Below are 18,946 nucleotides of genomic sequence, written 5' to 3' on the forward strand. Positions count from 1 at the left end.
AAACCCGATGTTATTTCTTGGGTGAGAATTTCTTGATCGCTTCCGCAAGCTCGCTATGCTCTCGGGCATATTCGTTAAGCGGGATGCCATCCCTTGCCGCCTGCCACGCTTGCTGAACCGCACGGACCCCTGCTGCCGGCCCTGACGGGTGGCTCACGACACCTCCACCGCACAGATAAAGTAGATCGAGCGTCTTTCCTGTCTGTGCGAATGTTTCAGGTGCCTGTCCGCCCCACTGACCGGAGCAAACGACAGGCATGGGCTGTTCATCCGTATGTCCCACCTGCTGTGACAGATCATGGAATGATCGCACGAAGGAATCGTCCGGTTCCCAATATTTCGACCCGATGCCGTTGATCTGGAACTGGTCGACGCCGAGGAGCCGCCAATATTGCTGATAGACGGAAAAGTTCATCCCGAGGCCAGGGTGACGGGTCAGGATGTCCCATCCATTGCGATGGGCATGCAGAGCCAGTTGCGAGCGTTTCCGCAGGTACAAGAACGCGCCCTGGCCTATAGAATTGATGTTGATCACTGCCGCGTTTCCGCCCCCATTCACGACGACATCGTGGTTGCGCATCATCATGTCCGGATCAATATGCGAGATATTGAACGCGTACATGACCTTTTTGCCGGTTTTTTGTTCATGATCCTTGATTCTGGGCATGATCGCTTCAACCCGCTCAGCCAGTGAGGAGTAAGTTGGCCCGCACAACTTTTCATCGTCCTTGATGAAGTCGACGCCGGAGCCTATCAACTCGCCGGCCAGTTCCGCCGTCTCGGGAGGGCGCAGGCCAAGTGCGGGTTTTATGATCGTTCCGATCAGCGGTCGATCCCATACATTGGTGAGCTTCCTTGTGCCCTCAATGCCGAACTGCGGACCAGGATAGGCATGCGTTATGGCATCGGGCAATGTCATGCGAAGAACACGTATCCCGGTAAATCCTCTTATCGAAAAAACGCCGCCGATGGTAATCGTCATCAACGCGGCAAGGTCATCTCCGATCGCTTCGATAGGGTAGGCAATGTCGGCTTCAGCCCGCCTGAATTTCTGGCCCGCCTTCGGGGTCGCCTGAGGGATGGACGGGACGTCGGCCGGATCGAGTTCGCGAAGCGCGATCACACGGGCCGCGACCCTTGCTTTCAACTCAGGCGTTTCACCCGGCAGATCGACAAACGTGCCGGTCGACTGGTCGCTGGCGATTTTTGTAGCCATGTCTGCAGGATCTCCCGCAGTTTCAATGAGATAGGTCATCACGACGTGCGACTGGTGATACAAGGTGGCCTCACATTTTCTTCTAGTTTCAGATCCGGGACTGTTCGTGCCGGCTCAGGTTGATTTCGATGATCTTCAAACCGTATTCAGCCAATCTTGAGGGATAAATATCTGAGAGTTTCTCATCATGGACCGGGATGACACGGCGATGATCGTCGTCAACGTGGTGCAGCATCTCTGCCGCGGTCTCGACGAGTCTGGTCTGGCTGCCATTCGCAAGGCCGGGCGGAATAAAATATGGTCTATCGGGATCGTCGCCTAGCAGGTTCTTGTGGGTATAAATGACGTCGCCTGACAGCACGAATTTCGGGTCAGACCCACCGGGTCCCCTGACAACGACATACTGTGAGCCCGCAGTGTGCGTATCGTGGGCCGGATGGAGATCGATGTTTGGCAAAACATTCTCCCTGAAACCATCGATCAGTTCCAGACGACCTTCTATGTTGGCCTTAACGAGATAGATGACGTCAGCGGGGTTAAGGCCAGTCAGCAGTGACCGGAACCGTGGGCCTTTCGAGAGCAACGAGGTCCAGGAATCCAACTCCTTTTGCTGAATGAAGATTCTAGCCGCAGGAAAGTATCTCAGACCGCCGATGTGATCGAAATGGGCGTGAGTGAGAAAAATGTGGGTAACCTCGTCAGGTCTCACTCCGCACTGTGCCAACACGGTTTCAGGCGACGTCCAGTTTGTGACCCCGATCGACTGAGCGATCTCCCCCCCAAAATCCGTTGGATCATAACCGACATCGACGAGGGCAACGCCATCCCGGCCTTTTATCAGCACATATGAAAACGGCAGCTTCATCGTCCCCTTGTTATGCTCGCCGTAATAGACACCGCTGACGGGGTGAACGGGGCTGAGGGCGTATTCAAGTACCCAGATCGAGTATTCGTCCACGTGGAGGTTCCTTTGATGAGAAAAACGCAGGTGCGCAGCAGGCGCTTGTGTCGAATGTCGGCCTTTGCAAAAGCAACGATGACAGCCGCAATTCACTTGCCGCCCGTTCCAGAAGGGCCAGTATCTCTTTTTCGGCGGATGAATCGAGGCGATGAAACCTGGCTCGTGCCTCGGCGAGGGGACGCGCTATGTTTGATACATGGCCGCGAATGTGTTTCGTCGTGACCAGCTCCTTGAGCTCGCTCAGCTCAGACCTGCATGCACTGCTGATTGCTGTCGCGGATTCCAAAAGTTCCGCGAATGAAAAGCGTTTCGATTGCGATCGAAACGCCATCAATGCGAACGACAGCAGCGCAAGCGTCTCGCCATAGCGCCTGACGATGCTCACAAGCCGGGATATTTCCGTCAAATAGACGTCGAGATCCAACGCTTCATCGCAAACATAGGCGCGTTGCACCCTGTCGTAGGGCATAATCATTTGAACCCTGGCAATGGTGCAGAGCCAGGAAGAAGCGCTTCACTCTTCAGCGCCTCCCAGAAAGCGGCAGGGATGACCTCGCCGATAGCCTGCACGTTCTGCCGAACTTCGGCGGCACTCTTTGCGCCCATCACCAGCGTTGAGACAGCAGGGTGCGCATAGACAAACTGCATGGCTGCGGCCGGAAGGCTGACTGAATACTCGTTGCAGACCGTTTCGATCGCCCGTACACGCTCGATGATCGGCGCCGGAACCTTGCCGTAGTCGTAAGTGACGCCGGTGGCGTTTGTTCCGGTCGCCAGGATGCCGGAGTTGAAAATGCCCCCAGCAATAACCGAGACATTGCGTCTCAGCAATTCCTCGAAATCCGAATGCAATGGCGCGTGGTTTAACAGGGTGTACCGGCCGGCGATCAGTGCGCAATCGATCTGGAATTCCCGGGCGACGCCGACAACGGATTCGGTTTCGTTTACGCCCAGACCGACGGCAGACACAGCGCCAGTCGAGCGCAACTCGTCCAGCGCCCTGTAACCGGATGCCCTCAGTTGATCCCAGTAAAACTCACTTTGATCTCCATGCCACGCCTTGCCGACATCATGCACGAGAAGAACGTCGATATAGTCGAGGCCTAACCTGTGCTGGCTGTCTTCAAATGATCGCATGATGCCATCATAGGTATAGTCGTACGTGTCGAGAAAGGGCAGTGGATCGATCCAGTTGATGCCATACACGGTATCGAGCGGCTCGGTCTTGCTTGCCGGCTTCAGGACACGTCCGGCTTTGGTGCTGACCACAACGTGCTGACGGAGCTTCCTGACACGCAGCGCATGCCCCAGATATTGCTCGGCCTTTCCAAAACCGTACATGGGTGCACAGTCAAAATATCGGATGCCGGCCTCGAATGCCTGCGTAACCGTCTCTTCGAATGTGTCGTAACTCACGTCGCTGTTGAAACCTGAGAGTGGAACGGTACCAAGGCCAAGTGACGAGACCCTTACGTCGGTTTTGCCGAGTGAGCGAAATTCAAGAGCCATCTCGTTTCTCCCTTTCAATAGACAAAATTATCGACGCTTGCCGGAACCGGCGCCTTTTCCGGAATCAAGTTCCTATCTTTCAGTGCTGCCCAGAAACCGGCCGGAACGACCTGCGATATCGCGGCGACGTTTGCTTCGACATGGTTCGTGCTTAGTGCGCCCTGAACCACGGCCGTCACCACCGGGTGGGCATAGACGAACTGGGTTGCTGCCGTCGAAAGCGACACGCCGAACTCTTGGCATACGGCTTCGAGAGCCTCGACCCGCGCCAAGATTTCCGGACCTGCGGTTTGGTAGTCATATGTCCGGACGGCGGCGTCACCCTTGCTTCCCTCGGCAAGGACGCCGGAATTGTAGACACCGCCGGCGATGATGGCGATGCCGCGGCGCTGCGCCTCTGGGAAGAAGTCGATCAGGGGTTGATGATTGAGCAAGGTGTAACGACCGGCGACCAGCGAGCAATCGAGGTCAAATTCGCTGGCGACCTGCAGAACCGATGCCGTCTCGTTGACGCCAAGACCGATCGCCTTCACGGCGCCGCTGCTGCGCAGTTCGTCGCATGCGCGGTAACCGCTTTTGCGCAGCTGGGTCAGGTAGGTGTCATAATTGTCTCTGTGCCAGACGCCGCTGACGTCATGCAGGTAGAGGATGTCGATGCCATCGACACCCATGCGCTGCTGGCTGTCGTCGAAGGATCGCATGATGCCGTCATAGCTGTAGTCGTATTCGTCAACATAGGGCAGGGGATCGACCCAGTTGATGCCGTAGAGGCTCTCTGCCCGTTTCGCCCGGCTCATAGGCTTCAAAATTCGGCCGGCTTTGGTGCTGAACGTAACGTCGTTGATGATGCCGTTGGTACGCAGAACGTGGCCGAGGCTGTGCTCCGACTTGCCTAACCCGTAAAGCGGTGCGGTGTCGAAGTAGCGTACGCCGAGATTGTATGCCGCCATAACGACGTTTTCGAATTCCTCGAACGACACGCTGACCCCGCATCCCCCGAGCGGCGAGGTCCCAAGTCCAAGCGATGTCAGCGTTACACCGGTCTTACCGATTTTGCGTTCTTCAAGCACAGTCATAATTCACCTCATTTTCAGGGGAGCGCGAGCCCGGACGGTCCGGGCTCGCAAGCGTTTCGATCACATGTATTTCTTGACGTTGCTCTTATCGAGAATAAGCCACGGAACGGTGTAGTCTTTCTGCGCGCCGTCCTTCCATTCCATCAGACCGCTCCAGACTTCGGACTGTGGCTTGAAATCAGAGCCAATCACCTGACGAAGTGCCAGGTCGACGGCGCCTTGACCCTCGGCCCGGGCGTATTTGTAGAGAGTAACGGCCATCTCGCCACCGTCCACCGCACGCTTAGCGTCAGGAATGCCGTCGATTGCAATAACCGGAACCTTTTCCAGATCGATCTTGGCGGCTTTCATCGCTTCGATGGCGCCGAGGGCCATTTCGTCATTTTCTGCAAGAACACCGTTGATCTGGTTTGGATAGGCCGAGATCCAGTTCTCCATCAGAGCCTGACCTTCCGCGCGGCTCCAGTTGCCGCTCTTGTCCATCATGAGCTTGAGGCTCGGATGAGCGGCCAGACCGGCATCCACACCTGCCCGGCGTTCAATCTGGGCAGACTGACCGATCGGCCCCTCCATCAGCACAAGATTGCCACCGTTGGGAAGGCGCTTCGCCATTTCTTCTGCAATGATCTTGCCGCCCTCGCGGTCGTCAACGATGATCGATGCCGTATAGTTTTTGGAGGCAGTTTTCAGGGCTGAGACAATCACCGGAATCTTTGCTTCGACGGCCCTGTCGATTGCTGGCGCCGAGGCTTCGAGATCGAAAGGCGCCATGATGATGGCATTGAACTGCTGGGTGATGGCAGTGTCGATTTGGTTCGACTGAACGAGCGGATCGTATTTGCCGTCGAATACGGTGATCTCGACCTTGCCATCCTTGACGGCAGGATGGCTCTGTATCTCCGTTGACCAGGCTTTCATGTATTCGCCGGACTCGCCGAACGACAATGCGGCGATACGAATTTTGTCCTGGGCGGATGCGATACCGACGGAAAGCAGTACCGTCGATGCGGCGATTGCCGCAATAAATCCACGTCTCTTCATAAGTTTCTCCTCCACTTATATGTTGAATTCGATGCGGTTGATTATTTTCGTATCTGATCTGCAATTACGGCAATAACGATGATGGCTCCCTTGAGTAATTGTTGGTAGTAAGAAGACACTCCCATCAGATCCATTCCGTTGTTGATAGTGCCTATGATGAGTGCGCCGAAGAGTGTTCCGACGAGCGTTCCACGTCCTCCCGACAGGCTTGTGCCGCCTATGACGACCGCCGCGATTGCATCAAGTTCGTAACCGATACCAGCTTGGGGCAGAGCCGCGGTCGTTCTTGCAGTAAGGACAAGTCCGGCAAGTCCGGCAAGAACGCCGGAAATGACGTACGTGGCTGCGGTGATCGTTCGTGTGGAAATACCGCTGGTACGGGCTGCCTTTTCGTTGCCGCCGACCGCATAGACATAGCGGCCAAAGGTGGTCTTCGAGAGCGTGACCCAGCCAACGATAAAAACTGCGAAGAAAATCAGAACGGGGACAGGCATGCCCATGACATTGGCACTGCCGATCCACTTCATTGGAGCGGAGAGGTTTGCAATGGGCCTTCCATCCGAGAAAATCAGTGTCAGTCCGCGTGCCATGCTGAGCATGCCGAGTGTAGCGACAAACGGTGGAACATTGATCTGCGAGACAAGGATGCCGTTGATCAGGCCGACTGCCGCGCCAGCGCCAAGCGCCGCCAGAATGGCCCAAAGTAGAAATTGTTCGTTCCCGGTCGTGACCAGGCTTGCTGCAAGCATGCCCGACAGCGCCATGATCGATCCAACGGACAGGTCGATGCCCTTGGTCAGAATGACGAAGGTGACCCCGATAGCGAGAATACCGTTGATACTTGATTGGCGCAGGAGATTAAGCCAGTTGCCCCAGGTCAAAAAATATTGGTTTAGCGATGTGAACAGGGCACAGATGATCAGAAATACAAGAACGATACTGAAGGATTTCATATACTCCTTCGTGATCTCGCTTTTCCTGCGGGCCGCTGTTGACGCAATCGCGACGTCGGTGCTGTTGTTGTTCATTGCACTCAATCCTAAAAAAGCCGATATGGATGTCGCCTGAAGTTCGTTCGTGGGGTAAGGCGGACGGTTGTTCGCGCAACCTCGACGCCACGCCGCTTAACTTGCCAGTTCCATTATTCCCTGCTGAGTCGTAGTGTGGCCGTCCACGACGTCGATCAGCCTCCCGCTCTTGAAGATCGCGATACGGTCGCTCACCTGGAGCACCTCCGGGGCCTCCGATGACACCACAAGTACGCCGTGACCCTTGGCAGCGAAATCGCGCAGAAAGGCATAGATCTCCTGTTTGGAGCCTTCGTCGATTCCGCGTGTCGGTTCATCGCAGATCAGCAGTTTGGGGCTGGTCGTGAGGCAACGCGCAAAAACCACCTTCTGCTGATTACCGCCGCTCAGATTTTCGACAGAGAGATCGGAAGAACTTGTCTTGATCCTTTGGCTGCGGATCATCTCCTGAACGACCTGACGCTCTTTTTTCTGGCTGATGAAGCCGCTCACCGCCATCAGCGTCAATGCAGACAGCGTGATGTTGTGCGCAATCGACGACGACAGAACGAGACCGCTGTCCTTGCGATCTTCCGAGACCATCGCCATTCCCATTTTGATCGACTGCCCTGGCTGTCCTTTCGGGACCGACTTCCCGTCGAGGATGACCTCACCGGATGTGGATTTTTCCATTCCGTAGACGGCTTCAAGGAACTCTGTCCGTCCCGAACCCAGCAAGCCGTAAATGCCGACGATCTCTCCGGCCGCCACCGAGATCGACACATCTCGGAAACTCGTGCCCCGGGAAAGGTTTTTCACTTCAAGCAAGATCGGTGCGCCAGCATTGGGGCGCTCTTTTTCGACGAGCTTGACTTCGCGGCCGACGATATGCATGACAAGCTCCTTTCGGGTGATGTCGCCGATCCGGCCGCTTGCGACATATGCGCCATCCCGGAAGACCGTGTACTCGTCGGCGATCTCGAAAATCTCCGAAAGCTTGTGCGAAACATAGATCACAGCAGATCCGCGTCGTGTGAGCCGACGAATCGCCTCGAAAAGAATATGCGCTTCGTGCTCACCGATTGCCGACGTGGGTTCATCCATGATGACGATGTCGGCCTCGAAGCTGAGGGCTTTTGCTATTTCGACGAGCTGTGTCTCGGCGAGGCTGAGCGCGGACATCCGCGATGAGGCATTCAGCGGGAAACCTATATCGTCGAGAAGTGCCTGCGCCTGTTGTTCGAGCGCCTTGAAATCAACGAATGCGCCGAACCTTTTCGGCTCGCGTCCAAGATAGATGTTCTCCGCAACCGTCATCTCCCGAACTGGCGCGAGTTCCTGTGTAATGATGGCGATCCCGTGTACCAGCGCTTCATTCGCGGATTTGAAATCGACGGGAACGCCCTTGACCCTGATGTCGCCGCTGTCTCTGCGCAGCAGCCCCATGGCGATGTTTAAGAAGGTCGACTTTCCGGCGCCGTTGCCGCCACACAAGGCGTGGACCGTTCCGGGCTTCAGAACCAGCTGTCCGGATCGCAGCGCAGGAACACCATGGAAAGCCTTGGCGACGCCGGTGGCCTCAAAGAGGTAATGGCTACGCGCCTCGGATTTAGGACGCAGTGTGGATGTCAATTGACCTTTGTTCATCTCACCTCCCAGTGCGCCGACCCCCCAGTCGGCTCGATTAGAAGGTATAAGGTCATACCTATTTTGACAAGAGATTTTTTTCGCGGTATTGAGGCTCGTGTTTTTGACAAGGTTTCCCATGAAAATTGACATAAATACGGACCGCGACCACGCCGTCAGTCTGGCCCGGCGATCTCTCGATTACGGAGAAGTCATCGGTCTCCCGACGGAGACCGTTTATGGTCTGGCAGCCGACGCAACGAATGAAGCTGCCGTGCGGCGCATTTTCGAGCTCAAGGGCCGACCGGCACACAACCCTCTCATCTGTCATTGCGCGGATCTGGAAATGGTCAGAAACTACGCTATTCTCGATCCCCAAAGTGAACGTCTCGCCAGGGCGTTCTGGCCAGGTCCTCTTACTATGGTGTTGAGGAAGGTTCCGCAAAGCCGCTTGCCCGACGTGACCACCGCCGGCCTTGGCACCGTTGCAATTCGGGTTCCGGAGGGGTTTTCACGCGACGTGATTGCTGCGCTCGGGCGTCCCGTGGCTGCGCCAAGCGCAAATATATCCGGAAAGGTCAGTGCGACCCAAGCACGCCATGTGGAAGACGACTTCGGCACGGCTGTCGAGAAGGTCTTTGACGGTGGAAAGACAACCATCGGCATCGAATCGACCATTCTCATGATGGTTGATGGAGGCGCGAAGCTCCTCCGACCAGGCGGCTTATCACTCGAGGCTATCGAGACTCTGCTTGGATTTGAGGTCGAAGGCGTCGGCCAGCAAGAGGCGATTGTTGCTCCGGGCATGCTGGCGTCCCACTACGCTCCGCGTGCAGCCGTCCGCCTCAATGCTTCGAGCTTTGCCGATGACGAGGCGTTCATCGCGTTCGGATCACATAGTGGTGGATGCAGGACGGACAGAGTTTTCAATCTCAGCCCTTCTGCGGACCTCAACGAGGCTGCATCCAATCTCTATACGATGCTCAAACTGGCCGATGCAACCGGGGCAGGGGTGATCGCGATCGCGCCCATTCCCGTCGTGGGTCTTGGTGTGGCGATTAATGACCGTTTGCGTAGAGCCGCAGCCCCCCGCGGCTGAGGCCAAACTTCTCGTCATGCCGCGAGGTCCCACGCGTCTCGCTTCTGGAGGGCCAGATCTGCAGGATGCCGCTAGAGGGTGCGCCCTTGTCGTGGTGGTCCCATGAGAGCGGTTTTGACGTCGTCGTTGACAGACAGATGAAATCGGCTAACGCCGGCAACATGTCTGGCGTAGAAGGAAAACCGCTGCCGGCCCGTCTCGATAGCCGAACAGACGTCTCGTCTCGAAAGCATCCTGTACGACCGCCTCAAGGCTTGTGATATGAAATTTGCCTTTCCCGAGACTTTACGTGACATACATTGCCTGGAATGCCTCGATCACCTCGTCCAGCACGTTGAAATCAAGGAGACTGCCCGCCAGCACTTTGACCTCTCCTTCATAAGCTCATTCTGATCACAATAACCCTTTGCACCCGGTTCATTGCAAGCGCGGACGCTCTTGTCCCGACAGGATTCGGACCGCATGAGTGCCAGACGCCAAAGGGAAGAAGGGATGTCGTGCACCCCCTCTGCCTGTATTCAGTTCAAGCCTACGACATCGTGTGCAACATAATGTTGCTCAAGTCTGGCAATCTCCTCCGGCGTCAGTCGAACATCCAGGCTCGAAACAGCATCACTCAGATGCCCCGGTTTCGTTGCTCCAATGATCGGGCTTGTCACGCCGTCTTTCTGTAGCACCCATGCCAGTGCAACCTGCGCCCGCGGCAGGTCACGTTCCTGAGCAATGGCTGCAACCTCCCGGATCACCTCCTGGTCGGCTTGGAACGCCTTTTCATAGAAACGTCCGGTCACATTGTCAGTCTCAGAACGCTTGCTCGGTGCGTTGACGTCCTTTGTGAGCAGTCCTCTAGCAAGGGGACTGAACGTCATCACGCCAATCCCTTCCGTCTGGCATAGTGGAAGCATCTCCCGCTCTTCTTCCCGGTAGATGAGATTGAGGTGGGACTGCATCGAAGAAAACTTCGCCCAGCCATTCTGCTTCGATATCTGGATCGCAGTGGCAAACTGCCAAGCATACATGTTGCTTGCGCCGATATAACGCACCTTGCCTGCCTTTACGACATCGTTGAGTGCTTCAAGAGTTTCCTCGATCGGCGTATATGTGTCCCAGAAATGCGTCTGGTAGAGATCGATATAGTCAGTTCCAAGACGGTGGAGACTGTTGTCCACCTCGCTCAGGATCGCTTTTCGCGATAACCCCATCCCGTTGGCGCCGGGGTTCATTCTCCCGTACACCTTCGTCGCAAGCACGATCTCGTCGCGCTTGGCAAACTCCTTGAGTAGCCTGCCGACGATTTCCTCACTCGTCCCGTCCGAATATACATTCGCTGTGTCGAGAAAATTGATCCCAGCTTCGACGGCAGCTTTGAAAAGCGGTCGCGCTTCCTCCTCGCGAAGCGTCCACGCGTGGTTTCCCCGATCGGGAATGCCATAGCTCATGCACCCGAGTGCCAGGCGGGAAACCTTCAGTCCGGTGCGGCCCAGTCTCACATATTCCATCGTGCTCCTCCAAATAGGTATGATGTATAATGTCTAACACAATCACATGTAGGGTTCTATCGGAAAAGGCGTTGAGCCCGGCCGAACTGTTAAAAATGGTCCAAATTAACATACTATATGTGATTTTGTATTTTTTTGTTGTGATATCCCGATTTTTGAGTCATCGTTATGTCGATGGGAGATAATTCATGACGAAGCCTGACTTGCAGGAACTGGCCAACGCCATCCGCGCTCTTTCGATCGATGCGGTTGAGACCGCAAATTCCGGCCATCCCGGCATGCCGATGGGCATGGCCGACGCCGCTGCAGTGCTGTTTGCCAACCATCTGAAGTTCGACGCAAGCAAACCGGACTGGGCTGACCGCGACCGGTTCGTTCTGTCCAACGGTCATGGTTCGATGTTGCTGTACTCCGCTCTCTATCTGGCCGGGTACGACGACGTGTCGATTGAAGAGATCAAGCAATTCCGTCAGTGGGGCTCCAAAACGCCGGGGCACCCTGAGTACGGACATACGGCAGGGGTCGAGATCACGACCGGTCCGCTCGGACAGGGGATTGGCGGCGCTGTGGGGATGGCGATCGCCGAACGACGGCTGCAGGACGAGTTCGGAGCAGAACTGGTCGATCACAATACGTACGTTTTCTGTGGTGACGGATGTCTCATGGAAGGGGTTGGACAGGAGGCGGCATCGCTTGCCGGACACCTCGGGCTGGGCAAACTTATCGTCCTTTATGACGACAACTCCATCACGATTGATGGTGCGACTTCGGTCTCCTTCACCGAAGATGTGGCGGCGCGATTTGTTGCCTACGGGTGGCATGTCACCCGGATCGATGGACACAATCATGAGCAGATCGACGCGGCTATCCGGGAGGCGAGACTGGAGACGTCGAAACCATCGCTGATCGCGATGAAGACGATCATCGGATATGGTTCGCCAACGAAGGCAGGCAAAAACTCAGCCCACGGAGCGCCTTTGGGCGCAACGGACGCTGCCGCTACGAAATCTGTTTACGGGTGGACGAGCAAGCCGTTCGAGGTTCCGGAGACTACGCTTTCCGCGTGGCGTGCAATCGGAAGCCGGGGTGAGAATGATCGTCTGGCCTGGGAAAAGCGTGTCGAAGCATCAAAGGGTGACGTCCGAGACGAATTCAAGAGACGTATGGAAGGAAGTTTGCCATCCGGTTACGATGAAGCCTTCGAAAGGGCGAAGACGTCGCTCTTTGACGCGCCTCAAAACGTTGCGACCAGAAAGGCTAGCCAGATCGCGCTAGACGCCCTGACGGCCGCCCTTCCCGAAATGGTCGGCGGATCCGCCGATCTGACGCATTCCAATCTCACCCGTGTGCCTGCGGTCGACAGCGACTTCACGGCAAGTACGACCGGCCGTTATATAAGCTATGGCGTACGCGAATTCGCGATGGCCGCAGCGATGAACGGCATTGCCGTTCATGGTGGACTTATCCCGTACGGCGGCACTTTCCTTGTCTTTTCCGATTATTGCCGCAATGCGATCCGTGTATCTGCTCTGATGGGAGTGCGTTCGATTTACGTTCTGACCCATGATTCCATCGGGCTTGGCGAAGACGGTCCAACGCATCAGCCCGTAGAGCATGTAGCAAGCCTTCGAGCGATGCCGAACCTGCATGTGTTCCGGCCCGCAGATACAATCGAGACACTCGAGTGCTGGGACATTGCATTGAGGGACCAGGCGACGCCGTCGGTGTTGGCGCTTTCGCGTCAGAACGTCCCGCAGCTGCGTTCCGAACGGGACAAAATCAACCGCTCTGCTCTGGGAGCTTACGTTATCAGGCAGGCAAGCGGTGAGCGTGCGGTGACGCTGCTTGCTACCGGCACGGAGGTGGCACTGGCCGTCAAGGCGGCCGAAGAACTTGAAGCCGCAGGCCTCAGCACCGCCGTCGTGTCGATGCCATGCTGGGATCTGTTCGAGGCGCAACCACGCCATTACCGGAAATCAGTCCTCGGAAACGCGCCGCGCATCGCGATCGAGGCTTTATCAAAGTTTGGCTGGACACGTTACGTGGACAGTGAAGAGGACGTGATCGGAATGACCGGATTTGGCGCTTCGGCCCCTGCCGAGACGCTCTATGAAAAGTTCGGTATAACACAGGAGGCAATCGTCTCACTGGCAAAAGAGCGAGCTGGAGTGGCACGATGAGTGCGCCTCTGCAGCTTCTCAACAACAAGGCCGATTCGAAGCGCCAGTCGGTCGCGGACTATCTCGTTGCATGGGCCGGCCAAAACACCCAGCGGCTTCGTGTCGCAGCCCTTGTCGAAGCGGTTCTGGACGGTGCCAAGACCCTGGCGGCGACACTTGCAGCAGGAGCAATCGCCGGTGACCTGGGTGAACTTGTCGGATCCAACACCGACGGCGACGTGCAAAAGGCTATCGACGTTGCGTCCCACGAGCTCTTCCTCAATCTGTTGAAAGCGGCCGGTGCCGCACAGGTCCTTTCGGAAGAGGCTGAGCAACCATCCTTTTTCGAAGACCAGGGGCTCGGCGTTGCGATAGATCCGCTTGACGGTTCGGGCAACGTCGGGACAGGCGCTCCGGTCGGCACTCTGTTTTCGATTATCCCCTTTCAGAAAGGCGAGGATCCTTTTCTCAAGTGCGGGCGGGAACAGGTGGCGGCTGGCTACGTTTCGTTCGGCAATTCGGTAGATTTGGGTTTCACCGTTGGCGACGGGCTGGTCCTTGCCACCTTGTCGGATGAGACGGGCAAGTTCGTCGTTGTGCGCGAGCGGGTCAAGATCGAAAGGGAAACCTCCAGCCTCGCCTACAATGCGTCGGTCTACCGCCACATGCGACCGGCAGTGCGCTCTTATGTTGATGACTGTCTGAGCGGCGAGGAAGGGACCCGGCAACGCGATTTCAACATGCGCTGGATCGGAGCGGCGGTAGGTGACCTCCACAGGATCATCCTGAAGGGCGGTCTGTTTTTTTATGCCGGCGACGATCGGCCTGGCTATGAGAATGGCCGGTTGCGCCACGTTTACGAGGCGAACCCTGTCGCGTTCCTGATGCAAGCCGCCGATGGCAAAGCCACCGATGGCACGACCGAAATTCTCGACAAGCTGCCCACTTCCCACCACGGCCGCACGCCTCTGATCTTCGGATCGGCGGCGGAAGTCGATGTGCTGTCGCAATATTGCAGCAATCCCATCTACGCGTGAGATAAAGATATGGCCCGCATCACTCTTCGGCAGCTTCTCGATCACGCAGCTGAGTACGGCTATGGCGTTCCTGCCTTCAATATCAACAACATGGAGCAGGCGCTCGGCATCATGGAGGCTGCCGCCCAGGTGAGTTCGCCCGTCATAATGCAGGCAAGCCGCGGTGCCAGATCCTATGTCAACGACATCATGTTGCGCCATATGATGGACGCGGTCACGGAAATATACCCGCAAATCCCGGTCTGTATCCATCTTGACCACGGCAACGAACCGGCGAGCTGCCTCACCGCGATCCAGAACGGCTTCACATCGGTCATGATGGACGGTTCCATCGAAGCCGATGGCAAAACGCCTGCGAGCTGGCAGTACAATGTTGACGTGACGAGACGCGTTGTAGACATGGCGCATGCGGGCGGCGTTTCGGTGGAGGGTGAGCTCGGTGTGCTCGGCTCGCTCGAAACGGGAATGGGTGAAGCGGAGGACGGCCACGGTGGCGATGTCAAGCTCGATCATGATCAGTTGCTGACGGATCCGGAAGAAGCTCAGAAATTCGTCGCCGCGACCAACGTCGACGCGCTGGCGGTGGCGATGGGCACCAGCCATGGAGCATACAAGTTTTCCCGTCATCCTGATGGTGATGTCCTTGCCATGAACGTGATCGAGGCGATCCATCAAAGGCTCCCCAACACGCATCTGGTGATGCACGGCTCGTCGTCGGTCACGGAAGACCTGCAGGAAATCATCAACAGATTCGGTGGGCAGATCAAACCGACCTGGGGTGTTCCGGTTGCCGAGATACAACGCGGCATTCGCCACGGCGTCCGCAAGATCAACATCGATACAGACTGTCGTATGGCGATGACTGGCCAAATAAGGCGGGTGCTGATGGAGAACCCCTCTGAGTTTGACGTCAGAAAATTGTTGAAGCCCGCAATGGGCGCACTTTCCAAGTTGTGTCGCGACCGTTTCGAAGCGTTTGGTAGCGCAGGTCATGCCGACAGGATCAAACCGATTTCTCTTGCGGACATGGCGGAGCGGTATCGAGCAGGAGAGCTCGTTGCCAGGCTAACCTGATCAACAGAGGACGTGTAAACATGAAACGGGAAGAGCGCAGGCAGCAGATCGTCGACCTCCTTGTCGAGAACCACGAAGTGGACCTCGACAGTCTTGCAGAGCGCTTCGGCGTGTCGAAAATGACCATTCATCGCGATCTCGACGATCTCGAAAAGGAAGGCGTGCTGCGCAAAGTCCGTGGTGGTGCAACCGTCGACGCGGGGACGCAGTTCGAGAGCGACTTTCGAATCCGCGAACGCCAAGGACACCGTGCAAAACTCGCGATGGCGAGACGCGCGCTGGAGCTCGTTGAACCCGGAATGACGGTCATGGTCAATGACGGGTCGATGGCCGCCGTTCTCGGTGAAATGCTGCCGGAAAAACGCCCGCTGACGCTGATCACCAACAATGTCGCGATCCTGGACAGGCTGCGCGGCGAAAACGGCATAACACTCATCTCCCTTGGTGGTGCCTATTCCGCAAAATTCAATGCTTATCTCGGCGTGGTCACCGAGGCAGCACTTTCTCAATTGCGCGCAGACATCGCCTTTATTTCAACGCCGGCTGTAAGCGGTAACCTTGCCTACCACATGGATGACAACGTTGTCCGAGCAAAGAAGGCTATGATGGCGTCATCGCAAAGATCATGTCTGCTCGTCAATCACGACCGGTTCGGCCACACGGCACTTCACGTCATGGCCGAGCTTGCCGCTTTCGACAATGTCATCACGGATGAAACACCTGAGCGGTCTGTTCTCGAAACCTTCGAGCATGCGCGCGTCAAACTCACCATCGCAACGGAGGAGCAAACTTGAGCGGTAAGCCTCGATTTTGGATTGGCACAAGTTGGAAAATGAACAAGACGCTGGATGAAGCTCTAAGCTTCGCAGCAAAACTGAAAGATTTCTCTCGGACGCCACCCCAGCACATCCAGCGCTTCGTCATCCCGCCCTTCACAGCGGTGAGACAGGTCAAGGCGCTGCTGTCCGGAACGGACATCATGGTTGGCGCCCAGAACATGCATTGGGCGGAGCAGGGCGCCTGGACGGGCGAGATTTCAGCGTCGATGCTTGTCGACTGCAACCTTGATATTGTCGAGCTCGGGCATTCGGAGCGTCGGGAACATTTTGGCGAGACCGATGAGACTGTCGGTTTGAAAGTCGAAGCCGCGGTCCGCCATGGCCTTGTCCCCCTGATCTGCGTCGGTGAGACCCTGGTTGAACGCTCCAGCGGCCGCGCATCGGACGTGTTGAAAAAACAAGTTTCCGGTGCGCTCTCCAAACTTTCCGGCGAACAGAGGCGGTCGCGGATTCTGTTTGCCTATGAGCCGGTCTGGGCGATCGGTGAAGGCGGAACGCCAGCGACAGCAGATTACGCCGACGCTCGACAAGCGGAAATCATTGCTGTCACCGAGGCCGAACTGGGTGCTCGCATCCCTTGCCTGTACGGTGGCTCGGTTAATCCCGGCAACTGCGAAGAGCTGATTGCCAGCCCGCACATCGATGGGCTGTTCATCGGGCGATCCGCGTGGGACGCCGAAGGATACGTCAACATCATCACCAAGTGCACCGCGATCATAAGCGGCAAAATCGAAGGAGAAACGGTATGAAGATCGCAATCGCAGGAGATAGCGCGGGTGAAGGTCTCGCCAAAATCCTCGCCGAACACCTTAAAAACAGGTTTGATGTGTACGAGGTTTCCCAGACCGGTTCTGGCCCCGATCCATTTTATGCCAATCTCTCCGAACGGGTCGCTTCCGCAGTGATCGATGGCACCTATAACAAGGCAATTCTTATCTGTGGAACAGGTATCGGCGTGTGCATATCCGCCAACAAGGTTCCTGGCATTCGCGCAGCACTGACCCATGATACATACTCCGCAGAACGCGCCGCTTTGTCCAACAATGCTCAGATCATCACTATGGGTGCGCGAGTTATCGGTGCGGAACTTGCCAAGGCAGTCGCAGAAGCATTTCTGAGCCAGGATTTTGATCAGCGGGGGCGATCAGTCGGCAATGTCGACGCGATCAACCAGCTGGATGCCAAATATCACCTACCAGCGCCAGGAAACATCTGACCGGGTAGTCCGGCGTCAAGATGAGGGTGAAACAGGACGCAGCAAAGTATTAAGGTATCCAGCCGTGGTTGACCGCTGATTGAGCTCGCGGAACGAACTTTGAACGTTTAAAAGCGAACTGGGAGTGCTGGTATTTTTGCGGTGTAGATATAGTTTCTGCACTCTTTTATGCGCACAGATGTTTCTGCGATGGACTGGGAAGCGGCCTGGCAAGTTCACATAGACAGGATATAAATGTTCCGACGAATGCATAAAATCCGGACGATTGTGACCCGCATTTGGCTGCGAGGGTGAACTCGCCTCGTGATAACCGCACGGTTGCCGTAAACCTGCCCCCTTGGAACGGTAGGCCCTGCCTTCGGCAGGCTCCCACTCGTTTTGCCGGCGCCCTGTTCGAAGCGACGATCGCCGCAGCGGTGCTCTCGCAAGACAATACGTGAGGAACAGGTGTCTGCCCATTCTATTTGGAGACCGGGATCGTCTGTGCCGCCGGCGAGGGTGTATTGTCCACAGCCGAAGCATGGATTAACTTTCATTGTCAGACTTTGCTGTCTATATTTGTTCGCAACGTAACCTTATTTGCGACAGGTTCCAATCCGTGAACGACGTGACGACGAAGATTGAAAACATCCCCCCAGCTTTTTCGGATAAGCCTCTGTCTATGCAGAAGCAATCATCTGTGCGCCGCACCATGGAGATCGTTCTGGACACCTGGAACTTCCTGATCCTTCGGGAAGCCTATTTTGGCGTGCGCAGGTTCGATAAGTTTCAGCAGCGTTTGGGAATTCCGCGGCAGACCCTTTCTTCCAGATTATCTGCTCTCGTTGCAAATGAGATTCTCAGTACCGGGAAACGACCAAATGAACCGGGTCAGCAGTATTTTTTGACGGTGCGCGGCAAAGATCTTTTCCCAACTATGCTTTCTCTAATGGAGTTTGGCGATAAATGGCTGGCCGGTTCCAGCGAGCCGCCGCTTCAACTCATCCACAAGAGCTGCGGATGTAATTGCCATCCAGTTACCGTCTGCGGTGAATGTCTTGAGCCATTCACCGCCAAAGAGGTGGCACCGAGGGACGGGCCTGGCGCAGGCTATGCTCCGGTTGAAAATCGCCCTACATCGAGACGAAGCTCCGATCCAACCCTTCTGGAGAGAGTTCGACCGTGCTCGGTGGCACGCACGCTGGGCATCATTGGCGACCGCTGGAGTTTTCTGATCCTCCGCGAAGGTTGGAACGGTGTGCGGCGCTTCGAAGAAATGCGGGAAAATCTCGGGATCGCGACGAATATCCTGTCCGATCGTCTAGCTCGCCTCGTGCAGGCTGGCGTGTTTCGAAAGGTCCCATACAATTCCGGCGAGCGGTTCGAATATCGGTTTACCGAAATGGGTCTTGATCTCTACAAGCCGATGCTGGTGATGATGGCCTGGGGAGATCGCTGGCTGGCAGACGGAAAGCCGCCCATGCGACTGCGTCACAAGACCTGTGGCCAGGATTTTTCGGCGATCGTCGTGTGTTCCGAATGCCGCAAGCCGATCGCGGCCAAGGATACCGACTATCTGCTCCGATATCAGTTCGACCTATAGCCGGT

17 protein-coding genes are annotated in these 18,946 nt (G+C 56.3%); 8 read left to right on the top strand and 9 right to left on the bottom strand.

Annotated elements, in window-relative coordinates; all coding sequences use genetic code 11:
- Window positions 1-10 precede the first annotated feature (10 nt).
- The 8 genes from oiaX to EM858_RS16810 all read right to left on the bottom strand — a co-directional run bounded on the left by oiaX (window position 11) and on the right by EM858_RS16810 (window position 8,457).
- The gene (gene oiaX, locus EM858_RS16775) at window positions 11-1,279 is read right to left on the bottom strand and encodes a 3-oxo-isoapionate-4-phosphate decarboxylase OiaX (RefSeq protein WP_280960146.1); all 1,269 of its coding nucleotides are present in this window, start codon (window positions 1,277-1,279) and stop codon (window positions 11-13) included.
- Window positions 1,280-1,304: 25 nt separating this feature from the next.
- Window positions 1,305-2,174 carry an N-acyl homoserine lactonase family protein gene (locus EM858_RS16780; protein WP_127757323.1) on the bottom strand — a complete coding sequence of 290 codons (870 nt, stop codon included), beginning with the start codon at window positions 2,172-2,174 and terminating at the stop codon, window positions 1,305-1,307.
- A complete protein-coding gene (locus EM858_RS16785; protein ID WP_127757324.1) occupies window positions 2,146-2,646 on the bottom strand; it encodes a hypothetical protein in 501 nt (166 codons plus the stop codon). Before EM858_RS16785 ends, EM858_RS16780 begins: the two co-directional genes overlap by 29 nt.
- Before the next feature lie 2 nt (window positions 2,647-2,648).
- Window positions 2,649-3,686 (bottom strand): aldo/keto reductase, encoded by a 1,038-nt coding sequence (locus EM858_RS16790; protein WP_127757325.1) that lies wholly within the window; start codon window positions 3,684-3,686, stop codon window positions 2,649-2,651.
- 14 nt (window positions 3,687-3,700) lie between these two features.
- Entirely contained in the window at window positions 3,701-4,762 is a 1,062-nt protein-coding gene (locus tag EM858_RS16795) for an aldo/keto reductase (RefSeq protein ID WP_127757326.1), read from the bottom strand.
- Window positions 4,763-4,822: 60 nt separating this feature from the next.
- The gene (locus EM858_RS16800) at window positions 4,823-5,803 is read right to left on the bottom strand and encodes a substrate-binding domain-containing protein (RefSeq protein WP_127757327.1); all 981 of its coding nucleotides are present in this window, start codon (window positions 5,801-5,803) and stop codon (window positions 4,823-4,825) included.
- 41 nt (window positions 5,804-5,844) lie between these two features.
- Window positions 5,845-6,756, bottom strand: coding sequence for an ABC transporter permease (locus tag EM858_RS16805; protein WP_245483018.1), 912 nt, complete (start codon window positions 6,754-6,756; stop codon window positions 5,845-5,847).
- A gap of 171 nt (window positions 6,757-6,927) precedes the next feature.
- On the bottom strand, window positions 6,928-8,457 hold the full coding sequence (locus tag EM858_RS16810; protein ID WP_127757329.1) for a sugar ABC transporter ATP-binding protein: 1,530 nt from the start codon (window positions 8,455-8,457) through the stop codon (window positions 6,928-6,930).
- 118 nt (window positions 8,458-8,575) lie between these two features.
- Between EM858_RS16810 and EM858_RS16815 the strand changes: the two genes are divergently transcribed.
- The gene (locus EM858_RS16815; protein WP_127757330.1) at window positions 8,576-9,535 is read left to right on the top strand and encodes an L-threonylcarbamoyladenylate synthase; all 960 of its coding nucleotides are present in this window, start codon (window positions 8,576-8,578) and stop codon (window positions 9,533-9,535) included.
- Window positions 9,536-10,053: 518 nt separating this feature from the next.
- Here the strand turns inward: EM858_RS16815 and EM858_RS16820 are convergent.
- Window positions 10,054-11,034: an aldo/keto reductase gene (locus EM858_RS16820; protein WP_127757331.1), complete on the bottom strand. Its 981-nt coding sequence runs from the start codon at window positions 11,032-11,034 to the stop codon at window positions 10,054-10,056.
- 188 nt (window positions 11,035-11,222) lie between these two features.
- Between EM858_RS16820 and tkt the strand changes: the two genes are divergently transcribed.
- From tkt to EM858_RS16855, 7 genes are all read left to right on the top strand, one after another.
- Window positions 11,223-13,214: a transketolase gene (gene tkt, locus EM858_RS16825; RefSeq protein WP_127757332.1), complete on the top strand. Its 1,992-nt coding sequence runs from the start codon at window positions 11,223-11,225 to the stop codon at window positions 13,212-13,214.
- The gene (locus EM858_RS16830; protein WP_127757333.1) at window positions 13,211-14,230 is read left to right on the top strand and encodes a class 1 fructose-bisphosphatase; all 1,020 of its coding nucleotides are present in this window, start codon (window positions 13,211-13,213) and stop codon (window positions 14,228-14,230) included. The genes tkt and EM858_RS16830 overlap by 4 nt, the downstream gene beginning before the upstream one ends.
- Window positions 14,231-14,239: 9 nt before the next feature.
- Window positions 14,240-15,304, top strand: coding sequence for a class II fructose-bisphosphate aldolase (gene fba / locus EM858_RS16835; protein WP_127757334.1), 1,065 nt, complete (start codon window positions 14,240-14,242; stop codon window positions 15,302-15,304).
- A 20-nt stretch (window positions 15,305-15,324) separates the two neighbouring features.
- Window positions 15,325-16,098 carry a DeoR/GlpR family DNA-binding transcription regulator gene (locus tag EM858_RS16840; RefSeq protein ID WP_127757335.1) on the top strand — a complete coding sequence of 258 codons (774 nt, stop codon included), beginning with the start codon at window positions 15,325-15,327 and terminating at the stop codon, window positions 16,096-16,098.
- The gene (locus EM858_RS16845) at window positions 16,095-16,892 is read left to right on the top strand and encodes a triose-phosphate isomerase (RefSeq protein ID WP_127757336.1); all 798 of its coding nucleotides are present in this window, start codon (window positions 16,095-16,097) and stop codon (window positions 16,890-16,892) included. The genes EM858_RS16840 and EM858_RS16845 overlap by 4 nt, the downstream gene beginning before the upstream one ends.
- Window positions 16,889-17,359, top strand: a complete 471-nt coding sequence (locus EM858_RS16850; protein ID WP_127757337.1) for an RpiB/LacA/LacB family sugar-phosphate isomerase — start codon at window positions 16,889-16,891, stop codon at window positions 17,357-17,359. The genes EM858_RS16845 and EM858_RS16850 overlap by 4 nt, the downstream gene beginning before the upstream one ends.
- A 598-nt stretch (window positions 17,360-17,957) precedes the next feature.
- Window positions 17,958-18,941: a helix-turn-helix domain-containing protein gene (locus EM858_RS16855; protein ID WP_245483003.1), complete on the top strand. Its 984-nt coding sequence runs from the start codon at window positions 17,958-17,960 to the stop codon at window positions 18,939-18,941.
- Window positions 18,942-18,946: the final 5 nt, after the last annotated feature.

This window comes from Agrobacterium sp. CNPSo 2736 (assembly GCF_004005385.1).
Lineage (GTDB): Bacteria > Pseudomonadota > Alphaproteobacteria > Rhizobiales > Rhizobiaceae > Agrobacterium > Agrobacterium leguminum.